General features: G+C 57.8%; 14 protein-coding genes. 10 read left to right on the top strand and 4 right to left on the bottom strand.

The window, feature by feature from the left end:
• Positions 1–43: 43 nt before the first annotated feature.
• Complete coding sequence (locus CFI10_RS06845) at positions 44–742, bottom strand: SDR family oxidoreductase (RefSeq protein ID WP_206840816.1); 699 nt, start codon at positions 740–742, stop codon at positions 44–46.
• Positions 743–819: 77 nt separating this feature from the next.
• Between CFI10_RS06845 and CFI10_RS06840 the strand changes: the two genes are divergently transcribed.
• Positions 820–1953, top strand: a complete 1134-nt coding sequence (locus CFI10_RS06840; protein ID WP_242530143.1) for a tRNA-queuosine alpha-mannosyltransferase domain-containing protein — start codon at positions 820–822, stop codon at positions 1951–1953.
• Here CFI10_RS06840 and CFI10_RS06835 read toward each other — a convergent pair.
• Positions 1948–2787, bottom strand: coding sequence for a sterol desaturase family protein (locus tag CFI10_RS06835; protein WP_206840814.1), 840 nt, complete (start codon positions 2785–2787; stop codon positions 1948–1950). The genes CFI10_RS06840 and CFI10_RS06835 overlap by 6 nt on opposite strands.
• Before the next feature lie 53 nt (positions 2788–2840).
• Here CFI10_RS06835 and radD point away from each other — a divergent pair, with 53 nt between their 5' ends.
• Complete coding sequence (gene radD / locus CFI10_RS06830) at positions 2841–4631, top strand: DNA repair helicase RadD (RefSeq protein ID WP_206842003.1); 1791 nt, start codon at positions 2841–2843, stop codon at positions 4629–4631.
• Between the two features lie 10 nt (positions 4632–4641).
• Here the strand turns inward: radD and CFI10_RS06825 are convergent, their stop codons facing one another.
• Positions 4642–5856, bottom strand: a complete 1215-nt coding sequence (locus tag CFI10_RS06825; protein WP_206840812.1) for an NnrS family protein — start codon at positions 5854–5856, stop codon at positions 4642–4644.
• A gap of 197 nt (positions 5857–6053) precedes the next feature.
• On the opposite strand from CFI10_RS06825, the gene CFI10_RS06820 reads away from it, so the two are divergent.
• On the top strand, positions 6054–8699 hold the full coding sequence (locus CFI10_RS06820; protein WP_206840810.1) for an EAL domain-containing protein: 2646 nt from the start codon (positions 6054–6056) through the stop codon (positions 8697–8699).
• On the opposite strand, the gene dauA is transcribed toward CFI10_RS06820, so the two are convergent.
• A complete protein-coding gene (dauA, locus tag CFI10_RS06815) occupies positions 8620–10374 on the bottom strand; it encodes a C4-dicarboxylic acid transporter DauA (protein WP_206840807.1) in 1755 nt (584 codons plus the stop codon). The genes CFI10_RS06820 and dauA overlap by 80 nt on opposite strands.
• Before the next feature lie 120 nt (positions 10375–10494).
• Between dauA and CFI10_RS06810 the strand changes: the two genes are divergently transcribed.
• The 7 genes from CFI10_RS06810 to CFI10_RS06780 all read left to right on the top strand — a co-directional run bounded on the left by CFI10_RS06810 (position 10495) and on the right by CFI10_RS06780 (position 16477).
• On the top strand, positions 10495–10683 hold the full coding sequence (locus CFI10_RS06810; protein WP_206840805.1) for a CopG family transcriptional regulator: 189 nt from the start codon (positions 10495–10497) through the stop codon (positions 10681–10683).
• A gap of 90 nt (positions 10684–10773) precedes the next feature.
• Positions 10774–10983 carry a DUF2788 domain-containing protein gene (locus CFI10_RS06805; RefSeq protein ID WP_206840802.1) on the top strand — a complete coding sequence of 70 codons (210 nt, stop codon included), beginning with the start codon at positions 10774–10776 and terminating at the stop codon, positions 10981–10983.
• A gap of 86 nt (positions 10984–11069) precedes the next feature.
• Positions 11070–11642 carry a LemA family protein gene (locus CFI10_RS06800; protein WP_206840800.1) on the top strand — a complete coding sequence of 191 codons (573 nt, stop codon included), beginning with the start codon at positions 11070–11072 and terminating at the stop codon, positions 11640–11642.
• Positions 11643–11645: 3 nt separating this feature from the next.
• Positions 11646–12578: a GIDE domain-containing protein gene (locus tag CFI10_RS06795; RefSeq protein ID WP_206840798.1), complete on the top strand. Its 933-nt coding sequence runs from the start codon at positions 11646–11648 to the stop codon at positions 12576–12578.
• Positions 12579–12647: 69 nt separating this feature from the next.
• Complete coding sequence (locus tag CFI10_RS06790; RefSeq protein ID WP_206840796.1) at positions 12648–13049, top strand: hypothetical protein; 402 nt, start codon at positions 12648–12650, stop codon at positions 13047–13049.
• A 35-nt stretch (positions 13050–13084) separates the two neighbouring features.
• A complete protein-coding gene (kdsA, locus tag CFI10_RS06785; protein WP_206840795.1) occupies positions 13085–13933 on the top strand; it encodes a 3-deoxy-8-phosphooctulonate synthase in 849 nt (282 codons plus the stop codon).
• 84 nt (positions 13934–14017) lie between these two features.
• On the top strand, positions 14018–16477 hold the full coding sequence (locus tag CFI10_RS06780) for an SUMF1/EgtB/PvdO family nonheme iron enzyme (protein WP_206840793.1): 2460 nt from the start codon (positions 14018–14020) through the stop codon (positions 16475–16477).
• Positions 16478–16480 lie beyond the last annotated feature (3 nt).

Raw genomic sequence — 16480 nt, 5'->3', positions numbered from 1 at the left:
CCTGTCAGGCCCTTCCATAGCAATCAGACCACCGCAATAAAGCTCACCAGGGCAGAGTACTACCATCATAATTGATGAAGTCGCCGCTTTGATCCTGAGTTAGACCTGTCAGAAGCGTGCGCAGGGCGCTGACGCTCTCTTCTGGCGTAATCAGTGCATTACTGCCCCCCATATCGGTTTGGGCCCAGCCCGGATGCAATGCAACCACTTTTACCCCGGCCCCCGCCAAGTCGATGGACAGGCTGCGCACTATCTGGTTCAGTGCGGTTTTGGAGCTGCGGTAGTAGTAACCGCCACCTGAAGTGTTGTCGGCAATACTGCCAACCTTACTGCTGAGAAATGCCACTGTTTTCAGCTCACTGGCCGCAATGCGCGGATACAGCGCCTGCGTCAGCATCAATGGGCTAAGCGTATTGGTTTCAAGTACCTGTCGCCAAAGCTCACGCTCCAGGGTGCCAAACGCCACACCCTTGGGACCGTAATAACCTGCATTATTGATCAGCAGGTCGATGGTGGTGTTCTCCAGCACGCGGTCCAGCGCCTTGATCTGCCCGTCCTTGTTTACATCCAGCGTATGCAGGCTGATTTGCTCGGGAAAGCGCGCCTCCAGCGCCTGCAGTGCCTCGGCATGCACCAGATCCCGCGCACAGGCATGTACCTGCCAGCCATCCCGTGCATATTGATAGGCGAACTCAAGCCCCAGACCACGATTGCAACCGGTAATCAAAACTGTTCTGGCCATCTGTGCTCTCCTTGAAACATCTACCCTCAGTCAAGCAGGCCGATCACGGTCTGACAAGTTCGGACCCCTCTGGCACAATGCGTTTCTTTTTCTGCCTGGATACCGATATGCGGATTCTTCTGCTGTCAGCCTACGATGCGGTCAGTCATCAGTACTGGCGCAAGGGGCTGGTGAATGCTCTGCCCGAACATGACTGGACGGTACTGAGCCTGCCCGCGCGTTATTTCAGCTGGCGCATTCGCGGCAACAGCCTGAGCTGGGCCTTCGGCGAAAGGGATCGCCTGCAGCAACCCTATGACCTGATCATTGCCACCTCGATGGTGGACCTGACCAGCCTGCGCGGCTTTGTTCCTTCACTGGCCCAGACGCCCTGCGTGGTCTATTTCCACGAAAATCAGTTTGCCTACCCCGCGTCCGGGCATGAGCATCAAAGTGTCGAGCCCCTGATACTGAATCTCTATAACGCGCTCTGTGCCGATCGCGTGCTGTTCAATTCCGGCTACAACCGAGACACCTTGCTGGAGGGTGCTGACCGACTGCTGCGCAAGCTGCCCGACCAGGTTCCTCCCGGCCTGGTGGAGCAAATACGAGCTCGCTCGGAGGTGTTGCCCGTTCCTCTGCCCGAGCAGGTATTCCTGCCTGCCGCACCAGTTGAAGGCCCGCTGGAGATCGTCTGGAATCACCGTTGGGAGTTCGACAAGGGCCCCGAATTGTTGCTGGCCGCAGTGGAGCGCCTGCAGACCGATCACGTCGATTTTTGCCTGCATGTGGTCGGGCAGCAGTTTCGGCGGTTGCCTCCGGTGTTCGATCAACTGAAACGGCGACTTGAATCCGGCGGGCAGCTGGGGTGCTGGGGGCACATCGAGAGTACCGAGACCTATCGTCGGTTGCTGCAACGCTCTGACGTGGTGCTGTCGACCGCATTGCACGACTTTCAGGGCATTGCCGTTTTGGAAGCGGTCGCGGCAGGCTGTCGCCCGGTGGTGCCGGATCGACTGGCCTACCGTGAACTGTTTGCAGCTGAATATCGCTATGCCGAGCAGGAGGAAACCACGGCACTGGCCCGAATGCTGGCCGAGCTTTCGGCCTCCAAACACCGCGGCGAGCCGATCAAGACACCTGATGTAGAACATCTTGGCTGGCCTGCCCTGAAGGCGAGCTGGGGTCGGGTCATTGAAACCCTGACCCAAGGCGGCGCACCGTTTCTATGACACGGGCCGATTCGGCTTTTCAAACGGCCCGTTATCGTTGATCCGTTTGATGTTTTTCAAAGGCTGCAGCAACAAATGCCCCAGCGTCAGCTCACGCGGTTCGGTAAATTCCAGCAGCCCCAGCCGCATCTGTTCGACCCCATCGGCGGGCTTGTGGCGATAGGAGCCAAAGGCGCGATCCCAGATCGACAGAAAAAAGCCGTAGTTGCTGTCGGTTTCCGGCTGATACACCGAGTGATGGATGCGGTGCATGTCTGGGGTGCAGATCAGCCAGCGCAGGCGCCGATCCAGCCCTGCAGGCAGGCGCAGGTTGGCGTGGGTAAAAATGGCTGAAATGCTCAGCAACAACTCAAAAAGAATCACTGCGGCCGGTGTCAGCCCCAGCAGAATCACCACCAACGCCTTCCACAGCAATGACAAACCGATCTCCACCGGATGAAAACGCAGCGCCGTGGTCACATCCAGCTCCGGGTCGGTATGGTGCACTCGGTGCAGCCGCCACAGCAACGGCACCCGATGGGTGACCCGATGCTGCAGCCAGACCGCCGCATCCAGCACCACAACCCCGGTCAGCAGAATCAGCCACTGGGGGGCGGCAATGTGATTGAACAGCCCGATGCCCTGATCACTGGCCCAGATAGCGGCAGTGATGGCAAAAGCACCCAGCGTCAGTCGGGCCAGTACGGTATTCAGCAGGGTGAGAGTCAGGTTGGTCAGCCAGCGTGAGCCTTTGGGAAAACGCCAGCTGCGCCTTGGCATGCGCCACTCGAACAGGGCACACAACAGCAGCACCAACAGAAAAGCCGACAGCCGTAACCAGACTTCAAAGGTCATTCATTTCCCCCTACCGATGGAGTTTGCTCAGGCCGCGCATTACCATGGCCGCCATGACAGCCAAACGCCCCACAAACACCGCGTTCACCCTGCGTGACTACCAGCAGGAAGCGGTCGACGCCACCCTGAAACACTTTCGCGCCGGCGATGACCCGGCGGTGATTGTACTGCCAACCGGCGCCGGTAAAAGCCTGGTCATCGCCGAGCTTGCGCGACTGGCCCGCAAGCGCATTCTGGTGATCACCCATGTACGCGAGCTGGTCGAGCAAAACCACGCCAAATATGCCGCCCTGGGGCTGGAAGCGGGCATTTTCTCCGCCGGTCTTGGCCGACGCGAATTCAATCACCAGGTTACCTTTGCCAGTGTACAGTCGATCGCGCGCAATCTGGAGGACTTTACGGATCAGTTCTCGCTCCTGATCATCGACGAATGCCACCGCGTCAGTGAAGACGATACCTCCCAGTATCAGCAGGTGATCAGCCACCTGCGGCAACAGAACCCGGGGCTGAAACTGCTCGGCCTGACCGCCACACCCTACCGACTGGGTTATGGCTGGATCTACCGCACTCACTATCGTGGTTTTGTGCGCAGCGAAGAGCCGCGTGTGTTTGAACGTTGCATCTATGAACTGCCGCTGAGCTGGATGATCCGCAAAGGCTATCTGACACCTCCCGAACTGGTGGACGCCGCCATCGCCCACTACGACTTTTCCGCCCTGACACCCTCTTCAAGCGGTCATTATCCAGAGCGAGAACTGAACAGTCTGCTGCTGAAACACCCGCGTGTTACCCGTGCCATCTGCGAGCAGATCACCGAACTGGCGGCGCAGCGTGAAGGGGTGATGGTGTTTGCCGCCACAGTCGAGCATGCCCGCGAAATTCAGGGTTATCTGCCTGCCGAGCAGACCGCCATCGTCACCGGAACCACACCGAGTGAGGAGCGCAAACGGCTGATTCGGGCGTTCAAGGTGCGCCAGTTGAAATATCTGGTCAATGTTGCCGTTCTCACCACCGGCTTTGACGCGCCCCATGTGGATTTTATCGCCATCCTGCGCCCCACCGCTTCGGTCAGCCTGTATCAGCAAATTGTGGGCCGTGGCCTGCGCCTGAGCGAGGGCAAGCGGGACTGTCTGGTGGTCGATTACGCAGGGAATGGCTTCAACCTGCACCACCCGGAGGTAGGCACACCGCGCCCCTCAACCGACAGTGAGCCGGTACAGGTGTTCTGCCCCAGCTGCGGTTTTGCCAACATTTTCTGGGGCAAGACAGACGACAGCGGTCAGGTGATCGAACACCATGGCCGCCGCTGTCAGGGCCTGCTGGAGCTGGAAGGGGAAAAACCGCAACAGTGTGATTACCGCTTCAAGTTCAAGGAATGTCCCCACTGTGGGGCTGAAAACGACATCGCCGCCCGTCGCTGCCACAGCTGCAATGAAGCGATCATCGACCCGGATGACCTGCTCAAGCGTGCGCTGCAGCTGAAGGACGCCAAAGTGATTCGCTGCGCCGGTATCAGTGTCAGTGCCAGCGGCGAGTGTGTGACGCTGATCTACCACGAGGAACAGGGAGAGGAACTGCAGGAGCGTTTCCACATGGATCGTCCCGCACAAAAGGCCCTGTTCAATAACCTGTTCGGTCGCCGCTGTGGTCAGGGCAGACAGCCCCGCCGCTTCACCTCCGCAGCCGAGGTCGTTGCCAGTGAAGCATTACTGCCAGCACCCGATTTCGTAATCGCCCGCATGAGCGGCAAGAAAGGCCGCTCCGCAAAAGGGGGTGGCTTTTGGCAGGTCCGTGAGCGCCTGTTTGATTATCAGGGCAGCTACCGCAAGGCCAACTGCCTGTAAGCCGGTAGGATCAGCCCTGTCCCGCCTTGAGGCGGTCACTGAAGCTGACAGATGGCCCCAGCAGAATCGGCAGATAACGCCAGCTGAACAGTGCAAAGGCCAGTAACCACAGCAACGCTGACAACGTAATCAACGGCGGCATCACAGCTGGCCAGAGCGCGGCAACAATCCGCGTGAGCGCCGCCAGGTGCAGGCTGACAAACGCCAGGGTCAGTATCGGCGTTGACTCCAGCGCGCGGCCGGTATGCCCCAGTGCAGCACGCGACGCAACCGCCATGATCATGCCGCCCATGGCACCGATGGTCAGCGCATGCAAACCGGCGCTGGAGAGCCAGAAACCGACACTGCCACCGGCCAGCAGCAACTGGCCGATACCGATCCAGCCATAGCCCAGGTGCAGCACCCACAGCAGCGGTTCCGAGCGCGTCTGCCAGCCACACCAGCGCAGTACCCGTACCAGCTGCAACCCACCCGCCAGTGCCAGCAGCACTGCGGCAGCCATCGACTGGGGCCAGAATACCCAGACCAGACCGGAAATCGCCGTCATCACAGCCGCAGCTGTATCCAGCGGACCAAATGCTGCCGGTAACCGTTCGGGCGTCGGCGACTGACGATTCAGCCAGTTACGGGTAAAGGCTGGCGTGATGCGCCCACCAATCAATGTAAGCAGCATCAGTACCAGCACCAGAGTCAGGTGCAGGATATCAAGAGGCGCCAGCCACTGCAGATGAAACGCCAGACTGAACAGGGTAAACAGACCGATCAAAACCAGCACCTTCAAGTTGCGACGGTTGCCTGACGCTATCAGTTCACGTCCGAACAAAATTGCCAGCACCACCCAGTACAGTGAGGCTGCCAACGCATTGAACAGCGCTGGCCAGTCCGCACCCAGCCACGCAACGGCGCGAGCCAGCAGCCAGCACAGCACCAGCAGCACCAGCGCACCGCCATGAACCGGTCGCCGCCCGGTCCAATTGGCCACTGCAGCCAGCAAAAAACCGCCTATCGCGGCGCCGACAAAACCGAACAGCATCTCATGTCCGTGCCAGAGCAATGGCGTACCCAGTGTTTCCGGAGCGGCCAGCCAGCCATTCCAGAACGCGAGCCAGCCACCGAGTGCCAGCAACGCCTGCAAAGCAACCAGCGTAAACATGGGGCGAAAGCCGTTGCTGAATATCACTTCATAATGGTTGCGCGGTGTATGTTCGAGATTAACAACTGCCATGACTGGACCTCTGGTGCGTCATCCGACTATTTAGATGTATTTATTGTACACTATTAAGGTCGATTCAGGCTGGAAAAAATCTGACAAGCACCCAAAACTGACGGACAATTAGGTAAATAGGCAGAATTAGCTATGGCAAAGAGTCTGCCAGGCGCTACACTTTGCCCCCTTTAACCCTTCATTCACTACAGGATTAAATGAGAATAGTTTCTTCCCGCGCACTTAAGCTGATGCTGGTTCTGACCGGAATGAACCTGCTGTTGCTGTTCTATATCCTATGGAGCGGGGATCGCAATCACTTCAGTGGCTCAGATGCCAACATGGATGCCCGTGCCCTCGGCGTTGCTCTGTTTGGAGTGTTCCTGCTGGTCTTCCTGCTGATGGGTGACCTGCTGCGTCGCTTCATGTTGCTGCGCCGCCAGTCCGAAACTTCCCGCGACCGGATGCACGATGCGGTTGAGAGCCTGTCGGAAGCCTTTGCCCTGTTCAGCCCAGCGGGCCGCCTGATGGTGTGCAACCGACGCTGGCGTCAGGTCTACCCCTGGATGGATGAGCTGCAACTAGAGCAATGGGACGACTTTCAACACCAGCTGCAGCCCCATGTGCTTCGACGCGAACAGATCGGCAGCGAGCAGCCCGGCGCCGAGAGCTACATTGAACATCTGGACAGCGGTCACTCCATCATGGCCAGTGATTGTCGCACCCGTGAAGGCGGCCTTGCCTGCGTGCGTACGGATATTACTCATACTCAGAAAATTGAGCAGAAGCTGCGCAACCTGGGCCGCGCCATGGAACAGAGTCCTGCATCCGTCATGATTACCGACACCCAGGGCCGCATAGAGTATGTAAACCCGAAATTCTGTCAGATATCCGGTTACAACCGCGAGGAGGCACTGGGGCAGAGTGCCGGCATGCTCAGCTCGGGCGAGATGTCGCCCGAGGTTTACAGTGACCTGTGGGCCACCGTGGAGCAGGGTGAAGAATGGCATGGCCAGCTGCTGAACCGACGCAAGGATGGCAGCCTTTTCTGGGAATCAGCCTCCATCTCCGCTGTAAGGGACGAAGCAGGCAAAGTCCTCAGTTACATTGCAGTGAAAGAAGACATCACTCAGCAGAAAGAGGTCGAAGAACAGCTGCAAATGATCGAAACGGTGTTCCGCACCAGTAACGAAGCGATCATGATTGCCGACCAGAATGGTCTGATCAAGACCATCAACCCCGCCTTCAGCCGCATCACCGGCTATGCCCTTGAAGAGGTTCAGGGCAAGAACCCGAGCATGCTCAGCTCCGGCCGCCACGACGAACATTTTTACCAAGACATGTGGCAGGAAATTCTCAAACACGGCTCCTGGAGTGGCGAAATCTGGAACCGGCGCAAGAACGGCACCATTTATCCAGAATGGTTGTCGGTTTCGGTGGTTCACGACAGCGAAGGCAAGGTCAGTGAGTATGTTGCCGTGTTCTCGGACATTACCAAACGCAAGAATGACGAAGCTCAGATTGTGCGTCAGGCCTACTATGACGAGCTGACGGAACTCCCCAACCGAACCCTGCTGTCGGATCGACTTAATTTGGCCATCATCACCGCCGACCGTGACGAACAGATGATCGCCCTGCTGTTCATCGACCTGGATCGGTTCAAATTCGTCAATGACTCCATGGGCCATGAATACGGAGACGATCTGCTCAAACAGGTGGCAAAACGCCTGAACAACTGTGTGCGCGAAACCGACACAGTTGCCCGTTTCGGCGGAGATGAATTCGTGATCCTGTTACACAACGTCAAGTCGGATGCCGACGCGGCCCATGTTGCAGCCAAGCTGATAGATCAGTTAAGTGAACCCTTCCTGCTGGCTGAGCGGGAAGTGATCATCGGTGCCAGCATTGGTATCGCCATGCACCCAGGCGACGCCAATACCGCCGAGACCCTGATTCGCAACGCCGACCTGGCGATGTACAAGGCCAAGCAGTCCGGGCGCAATCAAACTCACTTCTTCACTGCTGCCATGCAGGAACATGCCAATCAGCGGATGACACTGGAGCAGGACCTGCGCCACGCACTGGACCGAGAACAGCTGGAAGTGTTCTATCAGCCCGTGGTCCATGGCCGCAGCGGGCGCATCACCGGGGTAGAGGCCCTGTTGCGTTGGCATCACCCTGAACGAGGAATGATACCACCGGACGCCTTCATTCCGCTGGCGGAAGAAACCGGTCTGATCGGCGCCATCGGCGAATGGGTACTGGAAACGGCCTGTGCCCAGCTGCGACACTGGTCAGACAATGGCATGAACCTGTATCTGTCGGTGAACATTTCCGAGCGCCAGCGCGAGCTTGGACTGGAAGCCGAAGTGGTGCGCGACATTCTGGAACGCAACCGGATCAACCCGTCCCAGCTGGTACTAGAGATCACTGAAGGGTTGTTGCTGCAAGACTCGGAAGAAACCATCGGTTGGCTCAACGGTTTCAAGCAGGTGGGTGTCAATCTGGCCATTGACGACTTCGGTACCGGTTACTCATCTCTGAGCTACCTGAGGCGTTTCCCGGTCGATACACTGAAGATTGACCGAGAGTTTGTGCGTGACCTCAACACCGACCGCTACGGTGACTCACTGGTAAGCGCCATCATATCCATGGCAGCCAGCCTTGAGTTGCGCCTGATCGCGGAGGGGGTGGAAACCGAAGCCCAGCGCTCCACCCTGGCTCAGCAGGGCTGTCAATTCATGCAGGGTTACCTGTTCAGCCGTCCACTGCCGGCTGAAGAGCTTAGTGCGTGGCTGGAGAGCTATCAGCCGCAGCGTGTTCAACTATCAAGGGTTGCAACGCCTCCACCAGAGTCGAAGTGAAGCTCAGCTGCCCGGGCACCGGCACCATGCCGGCCCTAGCCAGCGCGCGCAACGGCTGAAATTGCAGGTCAGCCACTACCAGCTCAATCCCCTCTCGATCACAGGCACGAATGAAGTGCTCCAGTGCATTCAGACCACCGGCGTCCAGCAACGGTACAGCATCCATGTACAGCACCACGCCTTTTGCTTCCTGGCACTGCTCGTGCAGTTCATCAAACACCCGCTCGGCAGCCGCAAAGAAAAGCGGCCCGCTCAACTTGTAGACCTGCCAGCCTGACCTCAGCTGTCCCGGCACGTGTTTCTGCTGCTGACTGATATTGGTGAAGCGCGTCATGCCTGCCAGATCCCGCATGAACAACAGCGAAGCCAGCATGATGCCGGTAAAAATGGCGATCACCATATCGAACAGAACCGTCAGCGACAGACAGGTCAGCAATACCAGCACATCACCTCGCGGCGCACGCTTGAGAAGCTGAACCACCTTGGGTGCCTCACTCATGTTCCAGGCCACGATCAGCAGCAGAGCGGCCATGCTCGCCATGGGCAGATATGCCAGCAAGGGTGCCAATACCAGCAGACCTGCCAGCACCACCAAAGCATGCACCATGCCGGCAATGGGTGACCGTGCACCGGCCCGGTAATTCGCCGCAGAGCGCGCAATGGCCGCCGTGGCGGTAAAACCACCAAAGAAGGGTGCCACCAGATTGCCCACCCCCTGCCCCAGCAGCTCACCGTTGGCATGGTGGCGCTTGCCGGTCATGCCATCCAGCACCACTGCACACAGCAGCGACTCAATGGCACCCAGCATGGCGATGGAAAACGCGGCCGGCAGCAATTCACGCACCAGCGCCCATGACCAGTCCAGCGGCTCACCGGAGGGACCCGGCTGCTGCCAGGGCCAGACAAACTCTGGAAAGAAGGGAGGGATGCCCTGTCCGGTTGAACCATCCGGCAATAGGTAGCTGAAGCGACTGCCAATGGTCTCAACGCTCCAGCCAAGGCTTGATGCAATCCACGCCACGCCTACCCCGATCAGCAAGGCAGGCAGGTGACCCGGAATCGGCAAACGCAAACGGGGCCAAAGAATCAATGTGGCAAGAGTCAGGGCCGCCACCAGTAGCGTTGTGCCATCGAATGCAGGCAGGGCCTGCCCCAGCGCCGCCAGCTTGAGCAACCAGGCTTCAGGCATTTCGGCCAGCTGCAGGCCAAAAAAGTCAGGGATTTGCAGGGTCGCAATCACAATGGCAATACCTGAGGTAAACCCCAATGTCACCGGTTCGGGAATATATTCGATCAACCGGCCAAGCCGCGCAAATGCCAGCAGCAGCAAAATAACGGCCGACATCAGCGTTGCTACCAGCAACCCTGCCAGCCCAAACTGTTGCGCTACCGGGTAAAGGATCACCACAAAAGCCGCCGTTGGCCCGGATACACTGAAACGCGACCCACCACTTAGCGCAATCAGAAAGCCCGCAATAATCGCCGTATACAGGCCGTACTCAGGCCGTACGCCACTTGCAATCGCCAGCGCCATCGACAAAGGGATCGCGATCACCCCAACGGTCAATCCCGCCAGCAGATCCTGCCCAAGCGCTCGGCGATCATAACCTTCACGAAACACTTCACGCAGTGCGCTGGCGAAGGAAAGCGAGTGCAACCGGGCATGTCTGGACATGTGGCGTTCCCTTTAGAAAGTAAAGCGATGAGTACAATTCAACTACATTAACGGTTGCTCAAATATGATTCAATGTTAACATGATTAACATATACTCGACTTTAAGGTAATGACTGCTTCATGGAAAACCGTACTGCCCGCCTCACCCTGTTGATCGATCCCAAGAAAAAAGCCACCTTTGAACGCCTGTGCAATGAGCAGGACGTTACCCCCTCCCAGATGGTGCGCAAGTTTATCCGCGACTTTATCGAGCAGGAGCTGGGCCCTGAATGGCAGGAACAGGTCTACGGCAAGGACGATCTGCTCTAAAAGCACCGTTTTCCCCTACATAGTTTCGGTGTTTATCCAATTCATAATCATGCATAATTTATACAACTTAAAAATTCTGGAGATACGTCCATGCGTCTGGCAGAAATCGAAGCCATCATGCTCAACGTTGGCCTGGTACTGTTCGCAGCAGCGATTTTCTACATCATTTACGACCTGGCTAAAAAATCCAATGCCGGCAAGTTCGGCACCTTCATTCTGTTTTTTGCACTGGGCCTTGGGCTGGTCGCCTTCCTGATCAAAACGGTGGTCGTGGAAATAATCGGCGGCGGCAGTATCTGAACCAGGCCCGGTTTCAACTCGAACTGGATTGCGTTTCCGAATTGCGTTTATAGTGTGAGCCAAAGGAACATGTCCGAGGCTCACACATGGATATATCGCTGATTGTCATACTGGTCGTTCTGGCCGTCGCCGTTTTTTACTTCATTTCGATCTACAACCATCTGGTTCAGCTCAAGCATGGCGTCTCGCGCGCCTGGGCCAACATCGATGTGCTGCTGAAGCAGCGACATGACGAACTGCCCAAGCTGGTGGAAACCTGCAAACAGCATATGGGTTATGAGCAGCAGACCCTGGAAGCGGTCATGCGGGCACGCTCGGCGGTGGCCAGCGCCCGCGAAGAGGGCAACGTCGGTGCACTGGGCAAGGCTGAAACCCAGCTGCGGTTGGGCCTCGGCAACCTGTTTGCGGTTGCCGAGGATTATCCCGAGCTGACAGCCAGCGAAAGCTTTCACCATCTGCACAGCCGCATCAGCGGACTCGAATCCGGCATCGCCGACCGCCGTGAGTATTACAACGACTCGGTTAACCGGCTGAATGTTCGTATCGAACAATTCCCCGATGTCATCATTGCGCGCCGTTTCGGTTTCAAGGCGGCCGAGCTGCTTGAGTTTGACGAGGCAGAGCTTGCTGATGTCGACATGAAGCAGCTGTTCAACTAAGCCATGCTTCTGGATATCGGACCCCTGGGCTCCACGGAACGACTGATCGCCCTGCTTGCACTGGCACTGGCAGCTCTGGTGGCCCTCTGGTTCGTGTTTCGCAAACTCGGCCACTACCGCCTGATTGCAGACACCCCTACCGCACGTATCCGGTCAGCGCCGCAAGGGTATGTGGAGCTGATCGGTCATGTGATCGCCGGTGAAAACGGCATGTTGAGCGCTCCACTGTCGGGCCGCCCCTGTGTCTGGTATGCCTACAAGGTAGAGAAGCAAAGCGGGGGCGAACGCAAGCAGTGGAAGACCGTCCGCAGTGGCCGCTCCGACAGCTGGTTTCAGATCAACGATGGGACCGACACCTGCCTGGTCGATCCAGCAGGCGCCGAAGTGACAACGCTGCACAAACAAAGCTGGCGCGGCAACACTGAACTTCCTTCCATTAATGCCAGTGGTCTTTCCGCTAAAGGGATTGCCGCGATTCTGACCAGCAACAGTGTCAGTGGTCACTACCGTTATACCGAAAGTCTGATTTTCGAACATGAACAACTTTACGCATTGGGGCGTTTCCACACAGTGGGCGGTGGTCGCGATCAACTGGATATGAAAGCCACCGCCCGTGATCTTTTGCGCGACTGGAAGCAGAACCCGGATCAGCTGCGCGAGCGCTTTGACCAGAATGGCGATGGCCAGATTGATCTTCAGGAGTGGCAGCAGGCTCAGAAAGAAGCCCTTCAAGAAGCCAAGGCGCAGCAGCGCGAGTTGCACCAACTACCCAGCATGAATGTACTGACAGACTCACAAAGCCGGCGTCAGCCGTACCTCTTATCGACCTACGATGAAGAGCGTTTGATGCGGCGCTACCGCTGGATATCTGTCTGGTGCCTGTCACTGACCGGTGTCGCCTTCTGGCTTTTTCTTGAGGTTTTGCTGGCAGGATGAAGCAATAGCACTCAAGATACAGGTATCGAGGCCGACAGACCCGTTGTACCCGTTCAAAAGGCTGGGATCATGCATAATCCACAACGCTACCTGCAACATCCGGATCAGATAGAGCTGAGGTTGCTGCCGCTGGATAAAGCCCCCTCCGACTGCACCTCTCTCCTGCCACTGGGCCTGAGCCTGAAGGCGCCAGGCCCCCACCCCAGTGGTGAATGGCTGCGCATCAGCGCCCCGGCGCTTTCATCTGATTTTTGCATCAATGCTCTCGTCACTGAATGTACCCATGAGGGCGATCACTACACACTGAAACTCGCTTTTCTGACCCAGGATCAGCTTTTCAGAGCTCGCATGCTTGAGCAGATGTGCCAGATTGCGCTTTACCAGCGCAAGGCACCTGCTGAAAAGTCCGAAAAGCGTGCCCTGGAGTGGATTGCGCATCAAGCGGCACATTTTCCCTCGAATGGCTTATAATCCTCGTTTTGATTCGCCAGTAACGAGAGGGTGTTATGCAGCAGAAGGTTGTGCGTGCCGGTTCCATCGAGATCAGCAATGACAAGCCGATGGTTCTGTTTGGAGGCATGAATGTACTGGAGTCGCGTGATCTTGCTCTGAGCATCGCCGAACACTACGTTGAAGTCACCCAAAAGCTGGGCATTCCATATGTATTCAAGGCATCTTTCGACAAGGCGAACCGCTCCTCTCTGCACTCTTTTCGTGGCCCGGGTCTTGATGAAGGCTTGAGAATTCTCGAAGAGGTAAAAAACACCTTCAACGTGCCGCTTATCACCGATGTGCACGAACCGCATCAGGCCGCCCCTGCCGCCGAGGTATGCGATATCATCCAGCTGCCGGCCTTTCTGTCGCGCCAAACCGACCTGGTCAGTGCAATGGCCGCAACGGGAGCTGTGATCAATATCAAGAAAGCCCAGTTTCTTGCGCCGCAGGAGATGAAACATATCCTGCACAAGTGTGAAGAAGCCGGTAATGATCGATTGATTCTGTGCGAGCGCGGCAGCAGCTTCGGCTACAACAACCTGGTCGTGGATATGCTTGGCTTCAGCGTGATGAAGGAGTTCGGCTATCCGGTCATGTTTGATGCCACCCACGCGCTGCAGATGCCGGGTGGACGCTCGGACTCTGCCGACGGCCGTCGTGCCCTGGTGGCGCAACTGTCACGGGCCGGCCTTTCTCAGGGCATCGCTGGTCTGTTCCTCGAAGCACACCCCAACCCCAACGAAGCCAAATGCGATGGCCCCTGCGCCCTGCCGCTGGATAAGCTGGAGCCCTACCTGGCCCAAATGAAAGCGGTAGACGAGCTGGTCAAGTCATTTGACCCACTCGATACCAGCGCTTGATTCAGGCAGTGTGTAGCTCACAGCTGTAAGCCACACACATGTCGGCTATGATAAGGATGTTTGCAGCAAGGACCCGGTATCAAGATGGCTAACCCGATCGAAACCGCCTACGCAGGCCTCAAGGAAGAGCTGGTCATTGGGCCCAGCCATCATCGTTTTCAGCTGATCAGCAAGCAGCGCGAACATTTTATGGGCAGTCTCTGGCTGGCCGAAGATATATCCACGGCTGCTCGCACTGAAGTCAGCCTGCTTATATTGCGCCCTGAGCTGGTTCGCCACGACGGAGTTGCCGACCAGATGCGCAAGCTGGTTACGAAGCTGCGCTCGGCACTGCGCCACCCTCATATCGCCACCTGCTACGGTTATTTCAGTTGGCGCGGGCTGGAGTTCATGTCACTGGAACACCTTGACGGGCAAACTCTCTCTGATCTTTTTCAACGCAATCAGGCACGCAAGCTCAATGATCGCCAGAAACAGGGGCTGCTGATTCAGCTGGCTAAAGCCGTGGACAGTGGCCAGCTCAAACAGGGAAAGCCTCACTCACTATTGGCACCAGACCTGATCTTTTTGAATGCAGGCGGCGGCGTCAAATTGACTGGCTTTGGCTGGCGCAGCATTCTCGATCCGTTGCTTACCCTGCTGCCGAAGCAGCCGGACTACCCCAGCTATCAGGCCCCCGAAGCCTTTCACCCACAGAACCAGACCGCCCGATCAGACGTGTACGCGCTGGCCCTGATCGCCTGGGAATTGTACAGCGGCAAGCGTGCCTTTCAGCCTGCCGATGGTGAAGCGGCTCGCTATCGCAAGGAGTTCAAGGCCCCAGGTGGGCTGAATAAAGCACAATGGACCTGCCTTGCTCATGCCCTGAGCCCTGAAATAGAACCCCGTCCAGCCAGTTGCATGGCACTGGTGCGGGAGCTGTTTGCCACCGAGAGCAGCCCGGATCAGAGTACGATTCCGGACATGCGCAGTGAGAGCCTTGGTGAACCACAGCAAGAGACACTCGCTCCTGAGCAGGAGCAAATCACAGTACCCGGTGCCGCGCCTGTAGCCGACCAAGCGACAGCTGAAACTCAAACGGCTCCGGCTCAAGCCGAACCCGCGGCTGAACGTCCCGCTCCGCTGGAAACGGAAGCCAGCAAGAATGCGGCTGCTGACGACGCGCCAGCCCCTGACAGCAGCAGTGAAAACGGTGAGCCTCCGCCAGCAGCGCCATCCCAGGCAGTAGCCACTCAGCCGGAGCAGACGCAGGCAGAGCCTGTCGCGGCGACAGCGGAACCAGGGTCTGCAGCTGAAACGCAACCCGAACCGCCCCCCGCAATCGCGCCGGATACTGAAGCAACACAGAAGCCCCCAGCCCCGCAGACCCGAGTGAAAGCAGAAGCAGAGCCACACCCGGACGAAGCTACTGGTAATGCAGAAGAAAAGCCGGAAACCGGTATGGCATCGCTGATCGATCGGCTGCGTTCATTCAAAAAGTTGCCCGAGCCGGTACGACGCTGGTCCAGGCGCGGCCTGATCTTTGCGCTCGGCCTCGTAGCCGGCTTCTGGCTGGCACTGCTGTTTTATCAGGGGCAGCTCGATGCGATCAGCTCACAGGCCCTGACACAGATGAAAAACAACCGTGAACTACGAGCCGCGTTTGAATCGCTGGAACTGGCTCACGCGCGCCAACAACAGGAACTGCAGGAACTGGAGCAGCTGCGCACGGCCTCAGAGCAACCCGTCAGAGAGCAACCATCTCCCGGCATAGAGTCGGCCAGTGCCCTGCGAGAGGCCAATCGCCCCGTCGACAACCTGACCCTGTTTCAGGATGAGCTTCAGGAAGGCGGTCGCGGTCCGCAAATGGCCGTCATTCCTGCCGGACGCTTCCGCATGGGCGATCTGCATGGTAACGGAGATGACAACGAGCGCCCGGTCCATGAAGTTCTCATCAGCAGCAGTTTTGCCCTGGCCCGTCATGAGGTCACCTTCGAGGAATATGACCGCTTTGCCAACGCAACCGGCCGTCCCCTGCCGGATGATGAAGGCTGGGGACGGGGCACCCGGCCGGTCATCAATGTCAGCTGGAATGATGCCAATGCCTACACCCGCTGGCTGGCCGAACAGACAGGACAACCCTATCGACTGCCGACAGAAGCCGAGTGGGAGTACAGCGCACGCGCAGGGACCGAATCGATTTACTGGTGGGGCAACCAGCCGGGCCAGGGATATGCCGTCTGTGATGGCTGTGACACCCAATGGGGTGGTCAGCAGACAGCCCCGGTCGGCTCGATGAAGCCCAACCCCTGGGGGCTGCATGACATGAGTGGTAATGTGGATGAATGGGTGCTGGATTGCTACCAGCCCGACTACAGCAACGCGCCGAATGATGGCAGCGCCACGCGCACCAGCGACTGCACACACAGAGTCATGCGCGGTGGCTCATGGTTTGACATTCCTCGGGTCGCTCGCCCGGCAAGCCGCTACCGTCACCCCGCCACCAGTTCCCGCAACAGCTGGGGATTCAGGGTTGCCCTGGATCTGCCGGCCAGCATGCAATAACAG

This window comes from Marinobacterium iners, assembly GCF_017310015.1.
GTDB lineage: Bacteria > Pseudomonadota > Gammaproteobacteria > Pseudomonadales > Balneatricaceae > Marinobacterium > Marinobacterium iners.
The sequence above is the reverse complement of the archived record's forward strand: the minus strand, read 5'-3'. Positions and strand labels throughout refer to the sequence as shown.